The following is a 16,402-nucleotide window of genomic DNA, read 5'->3' on the forward strand; positions in this document are numbered from 1 at the left end:
CGTGAATTGCTTCACCGTTACAAAAATACCCTTAAATATAACATGATCATGATCCTTTTCAATTTATTAATTGTGAATAAAGACAAAGAGGCAGGTTTCCCTGCCTCTTTGTGATATGCATAACATATCACTGTCGATTCATAAATACTGCGCCAGATTAAACCGGAGAATGAGTCCGATCGTGATAATACTCACCATGGTCGCCAATTTGATAGCAATATCCAAAGAGGGGCCGCTGGTATCCTTCAAAGGATCTCCCACTGTATCTCCTGTGACGGCAGCATGATAACTTTCCATCACCGTCCTGAATTTCGCATTCATCTCACGCATAGACATAAGGACATCCTGATCCTCATGTGAGAGTTTAAGAAATTCCCGGAACATGAATTTGTCATCCCGGTTCAATTTTTCCCAGAACTCGTGGAGGGTTTCATCCTCTGAGGGTTTAACATCCCGGGATCCATAACATGCAATAAGCGGTTTCAAATCTTTTCCCTTTTTCACATATTCATCCTGGACATATTCGATAATGTGTCCCATATAATCGGAAACCTCTTCATCAATGGAAAAGGCCAGAGGATTCATGTTCACCAATTCATAAAGGAAGCGGTTGGTTTCGTGGGTCAGATAAAAAGGCCAGAGTCCGCGTTTTGAAATGGCTTTAATCCCGTCCTCAATCTGGAAGCGTAGTTCAGATTTGGATCGTTCGATATATTTTTTCGCATTATCCCAGGCACCTCCGGCGTTGGCCATAAAAATAGCGAGGATAATACCCACAAGCAGGTTTCCGAGGAGAAGTCCGATAACAGCGATAGGCCCCAGGAGGAATCCTGTAAGAATCGGAGTGAGAATAACAATCATGGCGGGACTTACCATTTTTTTCTGGGCAGCTTTAGTGGAAATCCGTACACAGCTGCTGTAATCCGGAGGTGTTTCACCGGTCATCACACCTTTAATATCATGAAACTGCCGGCGGACTTCATCAATCATTTCACCGGCAGCCCGGGAAACGGCATCGATGGTTTTACTGATAAAGGAAGTACAGAGAATCCCTCCGATAAAAAGTCCGATAATAAAGCGGATATCCATAATGGAAGCTCCCAGGTAGTCCAGAATCTGCAGGACATTGGCATCTTTAATATGGATATCCACGGCATCCAGGGAGATAATATCGATATTCATTCCCATAAGAGCTGCCCGGATCGTTTCGATAAATGCAGCAATCAGGGTCACAGCCGTCAGAGCAGCAGCACCGACACAGAGGCCTTTCCCCCGGGCGGCCGTTGAATTACCCAGTTCATCCAGGGCATCGGTCCGTTTCCGGGTCTGGCTGGGCATTCCCGCCATTTCTGCCAGTCCCCCTGCATTATCGGCAATAGGACCGAAGCCGTCCGTTGCCAGATTGATCCCCAGTGTTGAGAGCATTCCGACGGAAGCAAGTCCGATAGCAAAAAGTCCCGAAGAAAAATTCTGAAAACCACCACCGGTCCAGAACGCGAGGAACATCCCCACCACAATGAAAATAAAGGTGGGGGCTGTTGAAATGAATCCCACAGAGAGTCCGGAAGTAATCACCGTGGCATGGCCGGTTCGGGCCTGATCGGCAATGCGTTTCACCGGAGAAAAGGCTGCATTGGTATAGTAATCAGTGGTATACCCAATGGCCACACCCACAGCCAGCCCGGAAATAATGGGTAAAAAGAGGGACCAGAAATAGCCGGGAATCAGGAAATGGATAACAAGGGCACTGAGCCCCAATGTGATGATGGATGAAAAGTTAATTCCTCTATTTATGGCATTCAGGAGACCAATTTGCTCTGTCTGCTCTTTGGCCCGGACGAAATAAATCCCGAAAATGGAAGCCAATGTCCCAAGGGCGGCAATGATCATTGGAAGGGTCACCGCCTGATAGAGGAAATCCGTCCCCGCAAAAGCACTCACGGCCAGAGCTGCGGCGCCCAGTGTAGATCCGACATACGACTCGTAAAGGTCTGCACCCATACCGGCCACATCCCCCACATTATCCCCCACGTTGTCGGCAATCACGGCCGGATTCCGGGGATCATCCTCGGGGATTCCCGCTTCCACTTTACCCACCAGGTCGGCTCCCATATCTGCCGCCTTGGTGAAAATACCTCCACCGACACGGGCAAAGAGAGCCTGGGCCGAGGCACCGAAGCCGAAACTCAGCATGGTTGTAGTAATAATCTGGAGCTTTTCCACGGGATTGGGAATATTCACCGTCATTTCAAGAATGACAAACCACACGATCATATCCAGCAACCCGAGTCCAACTACCACAAGTCCCAACACGGATCCGCCTCTGAAAGAAATTTTCAGGGCATTATTCAGAGAGGATTCTGCAGCATGAGTTGTCCGGCTGGAGGTTTTTGTAGAAGTCATCATGCCGATAAAACCACTGAGACCGGAGAAAAACGCTCCGGTTAAAAAGGCGAAAGGCACAAATCCTGAAAGGGCTCCAAATCCAAAAGCAAAAATGAATAAGAGAATAAAGGCCGCCAAAAAGAAGATTCCCGAAGTTTTGTATTGCTGTTTCAGATAGGCAATAGCCCCTTCCCGGATATAACCGGCAATGACCTGTATCCGTTCATGGCCGGCAGGCTGGCCAGAAATCCAGTGATACATGTACCAGGCAACCAACAGGGCTGCAATAGATCCAAGGGGAACAATGATGAGAGCATATAGCATGATTGACTCCTATTTTTCACAAGACGATGATTTTAAAGATTCTCAAGATCAATCTCAACCACTAAACGTTTAGAAATTGAGATGCTGAGAAGTTTAAACGTCTTTTCATTCATGGAGGAAATCCCTTATATTTCATTGATTCTTTAGAATCATTTGAGCATCGAAGATATGAATGAAAAAAAAGTACTGATCACAGGCGGGAACGGATTATTGGGCTATCATCTGACCCGTGTCTACGGGGATGGCACATGGAAAATCCTGTCAACGGATATTCACGACCATATTTTGAGTCCCGGTGTTTCCTATTTCCCCCTGAATATCAGCGATAAACATGCCGTTTTTTCCCTGTGCAACGAATTCAAACCATCCCTGATTCTGAATGCAGCGGCTTTTACCAATGTGGATGATTGCGAAAAAGCCGTAGACACCGCCTTTGCAGTAAACACCTTTGGCCCGCGCAATTTGGCGGAGTGGTGTGCTTTGAATACATGTAAGTTGATTCACTTCAGCACAGACTATCTTTTCAACGGAGAAGCCGGTCCCTACGACGAAACAGCAAGTCCCGACCCAATTAATATATACGGCTTATCCAAATTAGGCGGTGAATCCCAGATCCGGCGTATTCTCAAAAACCATCTGATCATCCGGACCAATGTCCTCTTTGGAAAAGGTCCCACAGAAAAGGCCAGTTTTGTCCGCTGGGTTGTGGAAAGCCTGCGAAACAACCACCTGATCCATGTAGTGGACGATCAATACAATAATCCCACCTGGAGTAATGATATGGCATTGGCCGTGAAACAATTAGATCAGCTGGAGGTTACAGGAGTTATAAATTACGGGGGGCCTGATTATTTGAACCGGTATGAATTTGCCTGTCTTGTCAGTGACATTTTTCATCTGGACAGGACGTTGATTCATCCCATCACGACAAACCGTCTGGCATTGGCAGCTCCACGGCCTTTAAGAGGCGGACTGGATATCAGTCGGTTGCAATCCTTGCCGGACATCCCGCTGACACCCTTGAAAACAATCCTAAAACGCATAAAGGAAACAGGTTATTGAAACGCATCGTCATTATTCCAACGTACAATGAAAAAGCCAATGTCGGCAATCTGATCCGGGACATCCAGAATTTAGGGCTGAATCCGCTGGATATTCTGATTGTGGATGACAACTCTCCTGACGGAACAGCCGATTTGATCCGGGATATGCAAAATAAAGATGATGGACTTCATCTGATTGTCCGGCCCGGAAAACTGGGTTTAGGTACAGCCTACATCAAAGGATTCCATTATGCACTGGATCGCGGATATGATCTGATTGCCCAGATGGACGCCGATTATTCTCACGACCCGAAAGATCTGGTTAAACTTTTTAAGGTGGCAGAAGAATATGACTGGGTCATCGGAAGCCGTTATGTTTCAGGAATCAATGTGGTGAACTGGCCCTTACACCGCTTGATTCTTAGTTACGGGGCCAACTGGTATACCCGGTTAATCACGGGTCTGCCGATAAAAGACGGAACCGCCGGCTTCAAATGCTGGAAAAGTACCGTATTGGAAAACATCGACCTGGACACTATCAAATCTCAGGGATATTCTTTCCAGATCGAAATGAATTTCCGGGCATGGAAAAAGGGCTACCGTTTTCACGAGATCCCTATTATTTTTGCTGATCGTACCGTAGGACAATCCAAAATGTCAAAAAAAATCATCCGGGAAGCGGTCATTATGGTCTGGAAACTAAAATTCAACAGTCTGTTTCATCGACAATAAAGCGTCGAAAACCCATGAAAAACGAACGTTCCACAGACGCGCCATTCGATATTTCCATTATTATTGTCAGTTATAATGTCCGGGATTTTCTCCGCCAGTGTCTTCAATCCATTCAAGAAGCTTCGCGGAATCTCAATACTGAAATTTTTGTCGTAGACAATCGTTCGGTAGATGGCACACCGGACATGATCCGGAAAAATTTTCCGAAGGTCCATCTGATTGCCAACTCAGAAAACCTTGGATTTGGAAAAGCAAACAATCAGGCCCTGAAAACCGCCCGGGGGAAATACACACTTTTCCTCAATCCGGACACTATCATCCGGGAAGACACCCTGGCAGTGATGATGCAATTTATGGAGGATCATCCCGAAACAGGATTGGGGGGCTGTAAAATTCTGAATACGGACGGGACACTTCAGCTTGCCTGTCGGAGGAGTTTTCCGCGGCCATCAGTAGCCCTCCCAAAAATGTTGGGACTCAGTTCCCTTTTCCCGGGGAATTCTTTTCTGGCAAAATACAACCTGACCTATCTGGACCCCGAAAAAAGTTATCCCGTGGATGCTGTCAGTGGCTCATTCATGTTTTGCCGGACGGAATTGATTCAATCTTTGATGGGTTTTGATGAACGCTTTTTTATGTACGGCGAAGATCTTGATTTATGTTACCGGGTCAGGGAAGCAGGTTATCAGGTTACCTATGTTCCGGATACAACGATTGTCCACTACAAGGGAGAAAGTTCCAAATCAGCCCCTTTTGACAGTCTGATTGCTTTTTACCGCGCCATGGATCAGTTTGTCCGAAAACATTTCGGACCGGGGAAATGGCTTTTTACCGTTTTGGCCCTCCGCTTAGGCATTTTCCTCCACCTGCTTTTCAAATTTATCGGGAGGATTCTCTATCAGCTCCGGTCACCTCTTTTCGACCTCTTCCTTATTGCCCTGGCCCATGCCCTGGCTCTGGTGATTCGATTTCGGGATCCGTCCTGGTTCTTTACCTATCAACCTATCATTCCCCTCTACGCCGCCGTCTATTTGGCATCCATTCTGGCTTTGGGCACCTTGAGAAACCGGAAATTTGATTATACCCGGACCTTTGCCGGTATCATATTGGGCGGACTCATTAACGGGTCCATCACCTTTTTCATTCCGCCTATTGCACATTCCCGCCTGGTATTCCTCATTGCATTCTTCCTCACCCTCCTGTTTCTTCCGGGCTGGAGGCTGATCTATCACATTTTCCTCCGCAAACGGACAGACGATACATCCACCCTGCGGAAAACCCTGGTCGTGGGGGCGGGAATCAAGGGAAAACAAATAGCCAAAACCCTGACGGCTCATCCGGAAACGGGTTACCTTTTTGTCGGATTTGCCGCCCGGGATTTCAACCACCCCATGACAATCAGCCGGATTGAGGATATACCGGAAATTGTCCGGATGAAACATATCGATGAGATCATTTTTGCCCCCGGTGAAACACACAGCACGGAAATGATGCAAATCATGAACCGGATTCAGTCGATGCCTGTGAATATTAAAATCGTTCCCGAAAATCTGGATACCATTTATGGGAAAACCCACCTTGAAAACATCGATAATATTTCCATGGTAGATATGCAGTTCAACATTTACCAACCTGTCAGTGCCTTTATTAAGCGGGCCTTTGATGTTAGTATGAGTCTGCTGCTGTTAATTTTTCTGGCCCTTCCTGCTGCCATCGGCGCCATTTTTAATTCACCCTTGGCCCGCTGGTATGGTAAATTAGTCTTGATATTGAAGGGAGACTGGACTTTCGTGGGGGATGACCCAACATTTGCCGACCATAAGAGATATTACAAACCGGGATTGACTGGCCTTCTTCAGCTTGAAAAATCCGGAGATATATCAGAAGAAGAGCACGAAAGGTATATGACCTTTTACATGCGAAATTATTCCATCATGATGGATATCGAATTATTGGTGAGAACCATAAGCGGAACAAGGTAGGGACATGGCAAAAATCATTTTGGATTTTGAGCGGGAGCTTTCGGAAATTGAAGCCCAGATCCGGGATTTGAAAGAACGCGAAAAGCTTTACGGTGAAAATTACAGTACACAAATAAGGGTATTGGAAGATGAATTTGAGGAACTGGCACAAAAAACCTACGCCAATCTGAACCGTTGGCAGAGGGTTCAGTTGGCCAGGCATCCGGACAGGCCCTATACCCTTGATTATATACAACACATCACAGACACCTGGACAGAGCTTCACGGAGACCGCCGATATGCCGATGATCCGGCAATTGTTGGAGGTATTGCCCAGATTGCCGAGACGGGTGTGATAATCATAGGTCATCAAAAAGGGCGGAATGTAAAAGAAAATATGATCCGGAATTTCGGCATGCCACAGCCGGAAGGATACCGAAAAGCCCTCCGTTTAATGAAACTGGCTGAAAAATACAATAAACCTGTCATTACCTTTATTGATACACCCGGTGCATATCCCGGTCTGGGAGCTGAAGAACGGGGACAGGGAGAAGCCATAGCCCGGAACCTGTTTGAAATGTCCAGACTGAGCGTTCCCATTCTCAGCATTGTGATTGGGGAAGGGGCCAGTGGCGGAGCCCTGGGGATTGGTGTGGCAGACCGCCTTGTAATGCTGGAACACACCTGGTATTCGGTCATCACACCGGAAGGTTGTGCATCTATTCTCTTCCGGGATGCCTCCCGGGCACCACTGGCTGCCGAAGCCATGAAGGTAACTGCTCAGGATCTTTTTGATATGGGAATTGCAGACCGGGTGGTCCCCGAACCACTGGGCGGAGCCCACCGGAATCCCCGGAAAATGGCTGAGATTCTGAAAGATGTCATTCTGGATGAACTTCAACAATTAAAAAAATTTACACGGGAAGAATTACTGGAAAAACGGCTGGATAAATACAGCCGGGTCGGTATTTACGATGAAAGCAAAACACAGGGGGAACCATGAAAAATACGTATCTTTTGAAAGGATTCTTGCTCTTATTGATGCTGGGCGGATACTGTTTGGCAGAAGGGAAGATACCCGCTTCCGATGCCAAATCCGGCTGGAATGTTGGCGGTGTACCGGCTGTTGCCTACAGCACCGATACCGGCTTCCGTTACGGAATTATCCTAAACCTTTTTAATTACGGCGATGGAAGCATGTATCCGGATTACCGCTATTCCATTTACGGGGAATGGTCGAGGACAACCAAAGGAAGCGGGACCAACCAGATCTTTTTTGATTCAAAATACCTTTTGCCCCACGGTATCCGTGTGACGGCCGAAATCAATTATTTAACCGAAAAAGCCCTGGATTTCTATGGGTTTAACGGTATTGAATCAACCTTTGAAGAATCCTATGTAGATGATGACCCGGCCAATTCGGCATACATTTCCCGGGTCTATTACCGTCATGAACGAAAGCTTTTCAGGGTGACATCTGACTTTCAGGGTCAGATGATGCACAAGAATCTCCGCTGGCTGGCCGGTTTCGGTTATTTTGGTCATGATATTGGACCTGTGGACATTGAATCCCTGAATGAAGGACAGGATGACGCAGACAAGCTACCGGACGTAGACGGACTTTACGACAAATATGTCCGGTGGGGCATCATCCCGGCCAATCAGGCAGATGGCGGCGCCACAAGCTTCCTTAAGCTCGGAGTCATCTACGACAGCCGGGATAATGAAGCCAATCCCATGCAGGGTATATGGACCGAGGGTTTTCTCGTAGCAGCACCTTCCCTGCTGGGTAATAACGAAGGAGATTATACACTGCTCAGCCTTACCCACCGCCAGTATTTTACATTGATTCCCCGGGATCTTTCCCTTGCCCTCCGCTTGGGATATCAGGGAAAACTCAGTGGAGATATCCCCTTTTATATGCTTCCCTACTATATCAACTCTTACCAGACCCGTGATGCCTTTGGCGGCGCTAAAACCATTCGGGGCATTTTCCGGAATCGCCTGGTAGGGGATGCCGTGGCTTTCGGCAATGCCGAACTCCGGTGGAAATTCACCTATTTCACACTTTTAAATCAAAATTTCTACCTGGCCCTGAACACATTTCTGGATGGTGGTATAGTGACAAATCGCTGGGATTACGACCAAGGCGGAGTTCCCGATACGGAAAAAATCGCCGTTCAGGACGATCAACTCCATCTCGCTTACGGCGGTGGTTTCCGGATTGCCATGAATGAGAATTTTATTGTCGCCGTGGATTACGGACGGGCTGCCGATGAAAATGACGGGAACGGGGGACTCTATATTGGATTAGGATACTTATTTTAAATAACAAATTAAGTTGTGAGTTTGAAATTTGCAAAGGAGAGAAATGAAAACAATTCCGGAAGTCATTTGGGAACAGATACAAACTCAGCAGAGTCGGCCGGCGGTTTATCAGAAATTTGACGGTTCGACATACGAATCCATAAGTTATGATCAACTGGGAAATATCATCGTTCGAATGACCTCATTTTTAAAAGAAAAAGGGGTTAAAACAGGGGATAAGATTGCGCTTCTGAGCGGGAACCGTTTTGAATGGCCGGTCATTGATCTGGCCATTCAAAGTATCGGCGCGGTGCTTGTTCCCCTTTATACAAGTCTGAGCAGTGAACACGCAAAAAGTCTGCTCCTCCATTCTGAAGCCAAGGCACTCTTCGTAGAAAATCGGGATCTTCTGGAACCTCACGAAGCAATGCTGAAAGAGTTGGGAATCGCACTCTATTCCATCGACCGAATCCGGGATGATATCCCTCATCTTCGCTGGCTCAGACTTTCAAAGGCGGATATGGATGAACGGGTGGCTTATCTGGAAAGCATTACCAAACTGAATCCTGATACCGTTATTGCCATCAATTATACCAGCGGGACCACCGGAGAACCCAAGGGTGTTTTGATGACACACCGGAATATTGTCACCGATGCTTTTTCCGCCATCCGGTCTCTTCCCATTTATCCTTCAGACCGTTTCCTCAGCTTTTTACCTCTGAGCCATGCCTTCGAACGCATGGCCGGGTATTATTGTCCACTCTTTGTCGGCGCACAGATTGCCTATGCAGAAAGCATTGCTACCGTGATTGACAATGCCAAAGAAATTCATCCTACTATTATTAATACCGTCCCGCGACTTTTGGAAAAACTCTATGAAAAACTCCAGGGGAAAATTGCCGGAATGTCGGAAATGAAACGGACTCTTTTCAAATTGGCCATGGCTCAGGGCAGCAAACATTTCAGGCATACACAGGGTGAGATCCCATACAGTGTGGCCGACCGCCTGAAAGACAGGATTTACAATACACTGGTATACAAAAATATCCTGGCAGCCGTCAGTCCGCGTCTCCGCATGTTTATCTCAGGCGGAGCTCCCCTGACGCCGGAAATCGGCGATTTTCTCCGGTCTATCCGCCTGAGTGTCATTGAGGGATACGGCTTAACGGAAACGTCGCCAATTATCGCCCTGAACAAACCGGAAGCAAACCGGTCCGGTTCAGTGGGGCAGCCCATTGACTGCAATGAAGTGAAAATCTCCGAAGAAGGAGAAATTCTGGTCAGGGGTGATAACGTGACACAAGGATATTATAAAGACCCGGTTTTAACGGAAGAAGCCATCAACAAGGAGGGATGGTTTCAAACCGGTGATTTGGGCACACTGGATGAAGATCAATTTCTGTATATCACCGGACGTGTGAAGAACCTCATGGTCACCAGCGGCGGAAAAAACATCTCTCCCCAGCCCCTTGAAAACGCATTATTGACCAGTTCATGGATCGAGCAGGTTATGGTGACGGGCAACGGCCGGAATTTTGTAAGCGCCTTGATTGTTCCTTCGTATGAAACCCTCTCTGAATACTGCAAAAAACAGGGGAAACCCATTCTCCCGCTGGAGAAGGCTGCAAAAGATCCGGAAATATTCCAGATTATAAAGAAAGAAGTTGAAGACCGGATGAAACCCTTTTCACGGTATGAACAGGTAAGAAAATTCACCCTGCTTCCCGAACCATTCAGTTTGGAAAAAAACGAACTTACGCCCACTTTGAAAGTCAAACGGCAGGTTGTGGAATCCCGATATGCCACCTTAATCAATGAGATGTACTCCTCAGGATCCACTGATTATTCTGTGCAATGAATGAAGAAATTTTTAAATTTATAATAAGCTCCGGAAACAAAGAGATTCTGGAGACTTTATGTGTAAAAACAACAAATAAACGAACTTTGAGGTATCTATGTCCGGTCATTCGAAATGGGCAAATATCAAACACCGGAAGGCGGCCCAGGACGCCAAGCGGGCAAAAATCTGGACAAAACTGCTGAAAGAGATCACCATCGCCGCCCGTGAAGGCGGAGGAGACGAGAATGCGAATCCCCGACTGCGAACCGCCCTGTTAAAAGCCCGTGCAAACAATGTCCCCAATGATACAATTCTTCGTGCCGTCAAAAAAGGTACAGGTGAACTGGAGGGGGTTCATTATGAGGAAATCACTTATGAAGGATATGGTCCGGGGGGAGTGGCTCTCCTTCTGGAAGCTGTAACAGACAACAAACAGCGAACTGTTTCGGAAATTCGCCATATTCTGAGCAAACACGGGGGAAATCTGGGGGAAAACGGATCGGTTGCCTGGAATTTCACCCGCAAAGGTGTTATCCTGATACCGGCGGAAGGTGTGGATGAAGATGAATTGATGATGGATGTTTTGGAAGCCGGAGCCGAGGACATGAAGCGGGATGGTGATTATTTTGAAATCACGACAGACCCATCTCCCTTTAACAACATCCATGAAATTCTGGAAAAAAAATATCCAATCGAAAGTGCGGAAATCTCCCGGGTCCCCGGTACAACGGTAAAAATTGAAGATAAACAAACAGCGGAAAAATTTTTGAAACTCTATGATCTCCTGGAAGATCACGATGACATCCAAAACATCTGGGATAATTCGGATATCCCGGAAGAGATCATGAACAAAGTGGAGAATGAGTGATTTTACTCGGCATAGATCCGGGATTGAACACCACCGGATACGGATTAATAGACTATAACCCCCATCATACCCAGTTTATTGCCGCCGGCGTGATCAAGAACAGCCGGATGATGATTTTTCCAGACAAATTACACCATCTTTACCGGGAGCTGGGGGATATTATCCGACATTACAAGCCCGAACTGGTTATTATAGAAGAAACTTATTCCAATCGGAATCCCCGTACTTCCCTTCTTTTGGGACATGCCCGGGGTGTTTTGATGGTAGCCGCCCGGAATCTGGAGGTTCCCGTCATTGAATACGCTTCCCGTTATATTAAAAAGGCATTGACGGGAAACGGTGGTGCTTCCAAAGAACAAGTCCGGTATATGGTTATGAAACTGTTGAAACTGGTAAATCTCCCCCCGGAAATGGATACGTCCGATGCTTTGGCTATCGCCCTGACCCATTGCCATCATATGAAATACGAGTCCCTGCTGTATCCGGACAAAAAGCAAAGGAGAACCCGATGATATCAAGTCTCCGGGGCATTCTAACAGAAAAACATCCCGACATGGCCGTCATTCAGGCAGGACCGGTCGGTATTGATGTTCATATCACACTGAACACCTACGAATCCCTGCCGGAGACAGGTGAATCCTGCCAGTTATATACCTACCTCCATGTCCGGGAGGATATTCTGAATCTCTACGGCTTTGCCGATCCTGAAGAAAAGAATCTCTTTTTAAAACTGATATCCCTAAACGGAATCGGCCCCCGCAATGCCCAAAGCATGCTATCGGGCATCAAAGCAGATGAATTCCGCCGGTGTATTCTGTCGGGAGATATTAAAAGCCTGATAAAGATTCCCGGAGTGGGTGAAAAAAAGGCACGACGAATCATCATTGAACTAAAAGAAAAACTTTCAGAGGAAGAATTAGCGGAAATGACCGGTTCAGCGCCGGCCGGACCCATGGAGCAACGGGTGGAAGAAGCCCTTGCAGGGCTGGAAACGCTGGGTTTCCGAAAAACAGATGTGCTGAAAGCGGTGAAACATTTTGCTTTGGAAAATCCCGAGGCGGAAACAGATACAATTATCCGGCATATTTTGAAAAATAAAAAATAATAATCGATTATTTTCCACATTTACCTGCATTTGTTCATTGATATGGTTAAAAAAACACTAATTTTCAGGAGGTCCCATGCACAAAAAACTCTTTATTCCAGGACCGGTTGATGTAAGACCGGAAGTTCTTAAAGCCATGGGTACGCCCATGATCGGTCACAGAACCAAGGACGCCACCGAACTTCAGAAACGGGTATCGGAAAAGGTTGCAAAAGTCTTTATGACAAAGAATCCCATTCTCTTATCAACCACATCCGGTACAGGCTTAATGGAGGGATCCATCCGGTCTCTCACGGCAAAAAAAGCGGTTGTCTTTTCCGTAGGAGCATTCGGAAACCGGTGGGCGAAACTGGCAGAATGTAACAACGTCCCCGTAGACCTGGTCCGGACGGAATGGGGGCACCCGACCACACCGGAAATTGTGGATGAATATTTATCAACCGGGAAATACGATGTTTTTACGATCACACATAACGAAACATCCACCGGTTTGATGAATCCCGTGAAAGAAATTGCCGAAATCCGGAAAAAGTATCCGGATGTTTTATGGCTGATGGATGCCGTTTCTTCAATGGGCGGTACACCCATTCCCGTGGATGAGCTGGGTGTGGATGTGTGTATCACTTCCACACAAAAAGCGATTGGCCTTCCTCCGGGATTTTCCATGTGCTCAGCCAGCGAACGGGCACTGGAACACGGCAAACAGGTTAAATACCGGGGGGGATATCTGGATTTACTGGATCTATACAAATATATTTTGAAAAAACCCTATCAATATCCCTCCACACCTTCTCTGAGCCATATGTTTGCTTTGGATATTCAACTGGATTACATCCTGAATGAAGAAGGACTCGAAAACCGTTTTGCCCGGCATCTGAAAATGGCTGAACGGACCCGGGCCTGGGCACAGGAACATTTTGAGCTTTTTCCGGTGGAAGCGTATGCGTCCAACACGGTAACCTGTATAAAAAACACCAAGGGTATTTCCGTCAAAGAGCTAAATGCCAAACTGGGTGAAAAGGGTTACCAAATCTCCAATGGTTATGGTGATTTGAAGGAAAAAACTTTCCGCATCGCTCACATGGCAGACCGGCAACCCGAAGAGCTGGAAACCCTGTTAGAGCTTATTGACGAAATCATACCGACCCTATAATATTCATTACAATCCTCTCTTACATGAAAAAAGCCCGTTTAAACGGGCTTTTTTTATTCCTTAAAGTTCCACGGGCGGAAGTCCGTAGTATCACCCCTCCATACCCTCGTGCCCACAAATTCCCATGATTAAGGTCCGGAAAATCCTTTCTCTTGCTCTTGACTGAAGTTTGGGGTGATGGATATTCGTCGCTTATATTTCTTTCAGCAAATTCACCATTTCAATCAGGTTCAATGCGGCGGTCCAGCCTTTGTTACCTGCTTTTGTGCCGGCCCGTTCCAGAGCCTGTTCGATGGAATCGGTAGTAATAATCCCGAAAATTACCGGCACATCGGATTCCATGGATAGCCGGGCAACACCTTTGGAAGATTCGGCTGTTACCACATCAAAATGGGGTGTCGCACCGCGGATTACAGCCCCAAGGCAGAGAATTCCATCGTACTTTCCTGATTGGGCAACGGATTTGGCCACACGGGGAATTTCCATGGCTCCGGGGACCCAATGGATTGCAATATCTTCTTCACTGGCGCCATGCCGTTTCAGACAGTCTACAGCACCCTCCGTCAGTTCCTTTGTAATCATGTCGTTAAATCGGCTGACCACAATCGCTGTCTTGATTTTCTCAGCAGATAAATGTCCTTCAATGATTTTTACCATATTACACCTTCTTTGTGTTTAAAATAATGTGTCCCATTTTATCACGTTTTGTTTTCAAATATTTTTCATTAACCGGATTGGGGGCGATTTCAATGGGAATCCTTTCCACAATTTCCAAACCATGGCCCTGCAATCCAACAATCTTTTTGGGATTGTTAGTCAGAAGTCTGATTTTCCTGACGCCCAAATCGTGTAAAATCCGGGCACCCATCCCATAATCCCTCAGGTCCGGTAAAAAACCCAGTTTGATATTTGCCTCTACCGTATCCAGACCCTGGTCCTGCAATTCATAGGCATTGATTTTATGCCGAAGGCCGATTCCCCGACCTTCCTGCCGGAGGTAGAGAATCACGCCCCGCTTGTTTTGTGCGATCATCCGCATGGATTCGTCAAGCTGGTCACCACAATCGCAACGGAGCGATCCGAACACGTCACCGGTCAGGCATTCCGAGTGAATACGGACCATCACCGGTTCACCGTTGGTAATATCCCCCATTGTGAGGGCAACATGTTCCTTGTTCTCCAAATGATCCACATAGATGGAAATATCAAATTTTCCATATTTTGTCGGGAGGGTCGCCTGGCTGATCCGTTCAATATAGCATTCATCCGTCCGCCGGTAGGCAATCAATTCTTCCACTGTAATCATCCGGATGCCAAATTTCCGGGCGATGCGTTCAAGGGCTTCACCCCGGGCCATTTCGCCATCATCATCCATGATCTCGCACATGACACTCACCGGAGTAAGTCCGGCCATTTTCATCAAATCCACCGAGGCTTCAGTATGTCCTGCCCGTCGCAACACACCGCCCTGGCGGGCAATGATGGGAAAAATGTGTCCCGGACGCCCCAGGTCTTCCGCATGAGTATCAGGATCTGCCAGCGCTTTAATTGTTGCCGCACGGTCAAAGGCTGAGATGCCGGTAGTCGTTCCCTTTACATAATCCACACTGACGGTAAAACAGGTACTGTGAAGAGCTGTATTTTCCGTCACCATGGGCTCAAGATCCAGTTCACGGGCCCGGGCTTCTGTGAGTCCTACACAAATCAATCCCCGGCCGTGTATAGCCATAAAATTGACGGCATCCGGGGTAATTTTTTCTGCGGCAATGATAAAATCCCCTTCATTTTCCCGTTTTTCATCATCGACCACAATGACGAATTTCCCCTTTTGAATATCCTCAACCGCCTTTTTCACTTCTTTAAAATCCATGGTATTCCTTATGTCTTTTTATATCCCCAGCTTGTGATTTTTTTTTCCAGGGGAGTTTCATTCTCTGAATTCCCGGAGAGTTGCCGTGCCACATATTTGGCCAGGATATCCACCTCGATATTGACATAATCCCCGGTTTTTTTCAATCCCAGGTGGGTATCTTTCAGGGTCAGGGGAATCACTGCCACAGAAACAAACCTTCCGGCACATTCCGCCACCGTCAGGCTGATACCGTTAATGGCGACAGACCCTTTGACGGCAATATAACGTCTTAAATTTTCCGGGATCTCCAGCGTGATCACGGCTGAATTTCCCTTTTTTTCAATGGAGGATATGGGAGCGATCCCGTCCACGTGTCCCTGGACAAAGTGTCCGCCAAAGCGACTGTTTGCCGCCATGGCCCGCTCCAGATTCACCCGCGAACCGGGACGAAAGAAAGCCAGGGTCGTCTTTCGGATGGTTTCCTGAACCGCCTGGGCCGTAAAGCCATCTTTCAACACTGACACCACGCTCAGGCATGTTCCATCCACGGCAATGCTGTCCCCGATTTTTAAGTCTTCCAGGACCTTTTGGGCGGCAATTTCAAAGAATTTGCCCTCGGTATTATCCTTCACCCGTCGGATAGTTCCCACCTCTTCAATCAGTCCTGTAAACATGATTCAAGCCTCCCACGCACTAATATATCAGCACCGACCATTTGAATTTCATCCCATATCAGTCGGACAGCCTGGTCCAGATTTTTTGCAAATCCTCCAAAAACCGGTACTCCCTGTCCCAGCACTTTAGGTGCCACAAAAAGCTGAAGCTCGTCACA

The 16,402-nt window shown here is 47.1% G+C and carries 14 protein-coding genes; 10 read left to right on the forward strand and 4 right to left on the reverse strand.

Features of this window, described 5'->3' with window-relative positions; genetic code table 11:
* Positions 1-138: 138 nt before the first annotated feature.
* Positions 139-2,709: a sodium-translocating pyrophosphatase gene (locus tag J7K63_09295; GenBank protein MCD6235216.1), complete on the reverse strand. Its 2,571-nt coding sequence runs from the start codon at positions 2,707-2,709 to the stop codon at positions 139-141.
* A gap of 168 nt (positions 2,710-2,877) precedes the next feature.
* On the opposite strand from J7K63_09295, the gene J7K63_09300 reads away from it, so the two are divergent.
* The 10 genes from J7K63_09300 (at position 2,878) to J7K63_09345 (ending at position 13,718) form a co-directional block, all read left to right on the forward strand.
* Positions 2,878-3,771: an SDR family oxidoreductase gene (locus J7K63_09300; GenBank protein ID MCD6235217.1), complete on the forward strand. Its 894-nt coding sequence runs from the start codon at positions 2,878-2,880 to the stop codon at positions 3,769-3,771.
* Positions 3,768-4,484, forward strand: coding sequence for a polyprenol monophosphomannose synthase (locus J7K63_09305; protein MCD6235218.1), 717 nt, complete (start codon positions 3,768-3,770; stop codon positions 4,482-4,484). The genes J7K63_09300 and J7K63_09305 overlap by 4 nt, the downstream gene beginning before the upstream one ends.
* A gap of 14 nt (positions 4,485-4,498) precedes the next feature.
* Positions 4,499-6,466, forward strand: a complete 1,968-nt coding sequence (locus J7K63_09310) for a glycosyltransferase (protein MCD6235219.1) — start codon at positions 4,499-4,501, stop codon at positions 6,464-6,466.
* A gap of 4 nt (positions 6,467-6,470) precedes the next feature.
* Positions 6,471-7,448 (forward strand): acetyl-CoA carboxylase carboxyltransferase subunit alpha, encoded by a 978-nt coding sequence (locus J7K63_09315; protein ID MCD6235220.1) that lies wholly within the window; start codon positions 6,471-6,473, stop codon positions 7,446-7,448.
* Positions 7,445-8,773 (forward strand): BamA/TamA family outer membrane protein, encoded by a 1,329-nt coding sequence (locus tag J7K63_09320; protein MCD6235221.1) that lies wholly within the window; start codon positions 7,445-7,447, stop codon positions 8,771-8,773. The genes J7K63_09315 and J7K63_09320 overlap by 4 nt, the downstream gene beginning before the upstream one ends.
* Before the next feature lie 43 nt (positions 8,774-8,816).
* Entirely contained in the window at positions 8,817-10,610 is a 1,794-nt protein-coding gene (locus J7K63_09325) for a long-chain fatty acid--CoA ligase (GenBank protein ID MCD6235222.1), read from the forward strand.
* Between the two features lie 97 nt (positions 10,611-10,707).
* Positions 10,708-11,460 (forward strand): YebC/PmpR family DNA-binding transcriptional regulator, encoded by a 753-nt coding sequence (locus tag J7K63_09330; GenBank protein MCD6235223.1) that lies wholly within the window; start codon positions 10,708-10,710, stop codon positions 11,458-11,460.
* Positions 11,457-11,972: a crossover junction endodeoxyribonuclease RuvC gene (gene ruvC, locus J7K63_09335; protein ID MCD6235224.1), complete on the forward strand. Its 516-nt coding sequence runs from the start codon at positions 11,457-11,459 to the stop codon at positions 11,970-11,972. Before J7K63_09330 ends, ruvC begins: the two co-directional genes overlap by 4 nt.
* Complete coding sequence (gene ruvA / locus J7K63_09340; protein MCD6235225.1) at positions 11,969-12,565, forward strand: Holliday junction branch migration protein RuvA; 597 nt, start codon at positions 11,969-11,971, stop codon at positions 12,563-12,565. Before ruvC ends, ruvA begins: the two co-directional genes overlap by 4 nt.
* A 76-nt stretch (positions 12,566-12,641) precedes the next feature.
* A complete protein-coding gene (locus J7K63_09345; GenBank protein MCD6235226.1) occupies positions 12,642-13,718 on the forward strand; it encodes an alanine--glyoxylate aminotransferase family protein in 1,077 nt (358 codons plus the stop codon).
* A gap of 192 nt (positions 13,719-13,910) precedes the next feature.
* On the opposite strand, the gene J7K63_09350 is transcribed toward J7K63_09345, so the two are convergent.
* Genes J7K63_09350 through J7K63_09360 form a run of 3 tightly spaced genes read right to left on the reverse strand, consistent with a single transcriptional unit; the run spans position 13,911 to position 16,244 of the window.
* Positions 13,911-14,375 carry a 6,7-dimethyl-8-ribityllumazine synthase gene (locus tag J7K63_09350; GenBank protein MCD6235227.1) on the reverse strand — a complete coding sequence of 155 codons (465 nt, stop codon included), beginning with the start codon at positions 14,373-14,375 and terminating at the stop codon, positions 13,911-13,913.
* Between the two features lies 1 nt (position 14,376).
* Positions 14,377-15,588: a bifunctional 3,4-dihydroxy-2-butanone-4-phosphate synthase/GTP cyclohydrolase II gene (locus tag J7K63_09355; GenBank protein ID MCD6235228.1), complete on the reverse strand. Its 1,212-nt coding sequence runs from the start codon at positions 15,586-15,588 to the stop codon at positions 14,377-14,379.
* Between the two features lie 8 nt (positions 15,589-15,596).
* Positions 15,597-16,244, reverse strand: a complete 648-nt coding sequence (locus J7K63_09360) for a riboflavin synthase (protein MCD6235229.1) — start codon at positions 16,242-16,244, stop codon at positions 15,597-15,599.
* Between the last annotated feature and the right edge of the window lie 158 nt (positions 16,245-16,402).

The organism is Candidatus Neomarinimicrobiota bacterium (assembly GCA_021157965.1).
Classification (GTDB): domain Bacteria; phylum Fidelibacterota; class Fidelibacteria; order Fidelibacterales; family Fidelibacteraceae; genus Fidelibacter.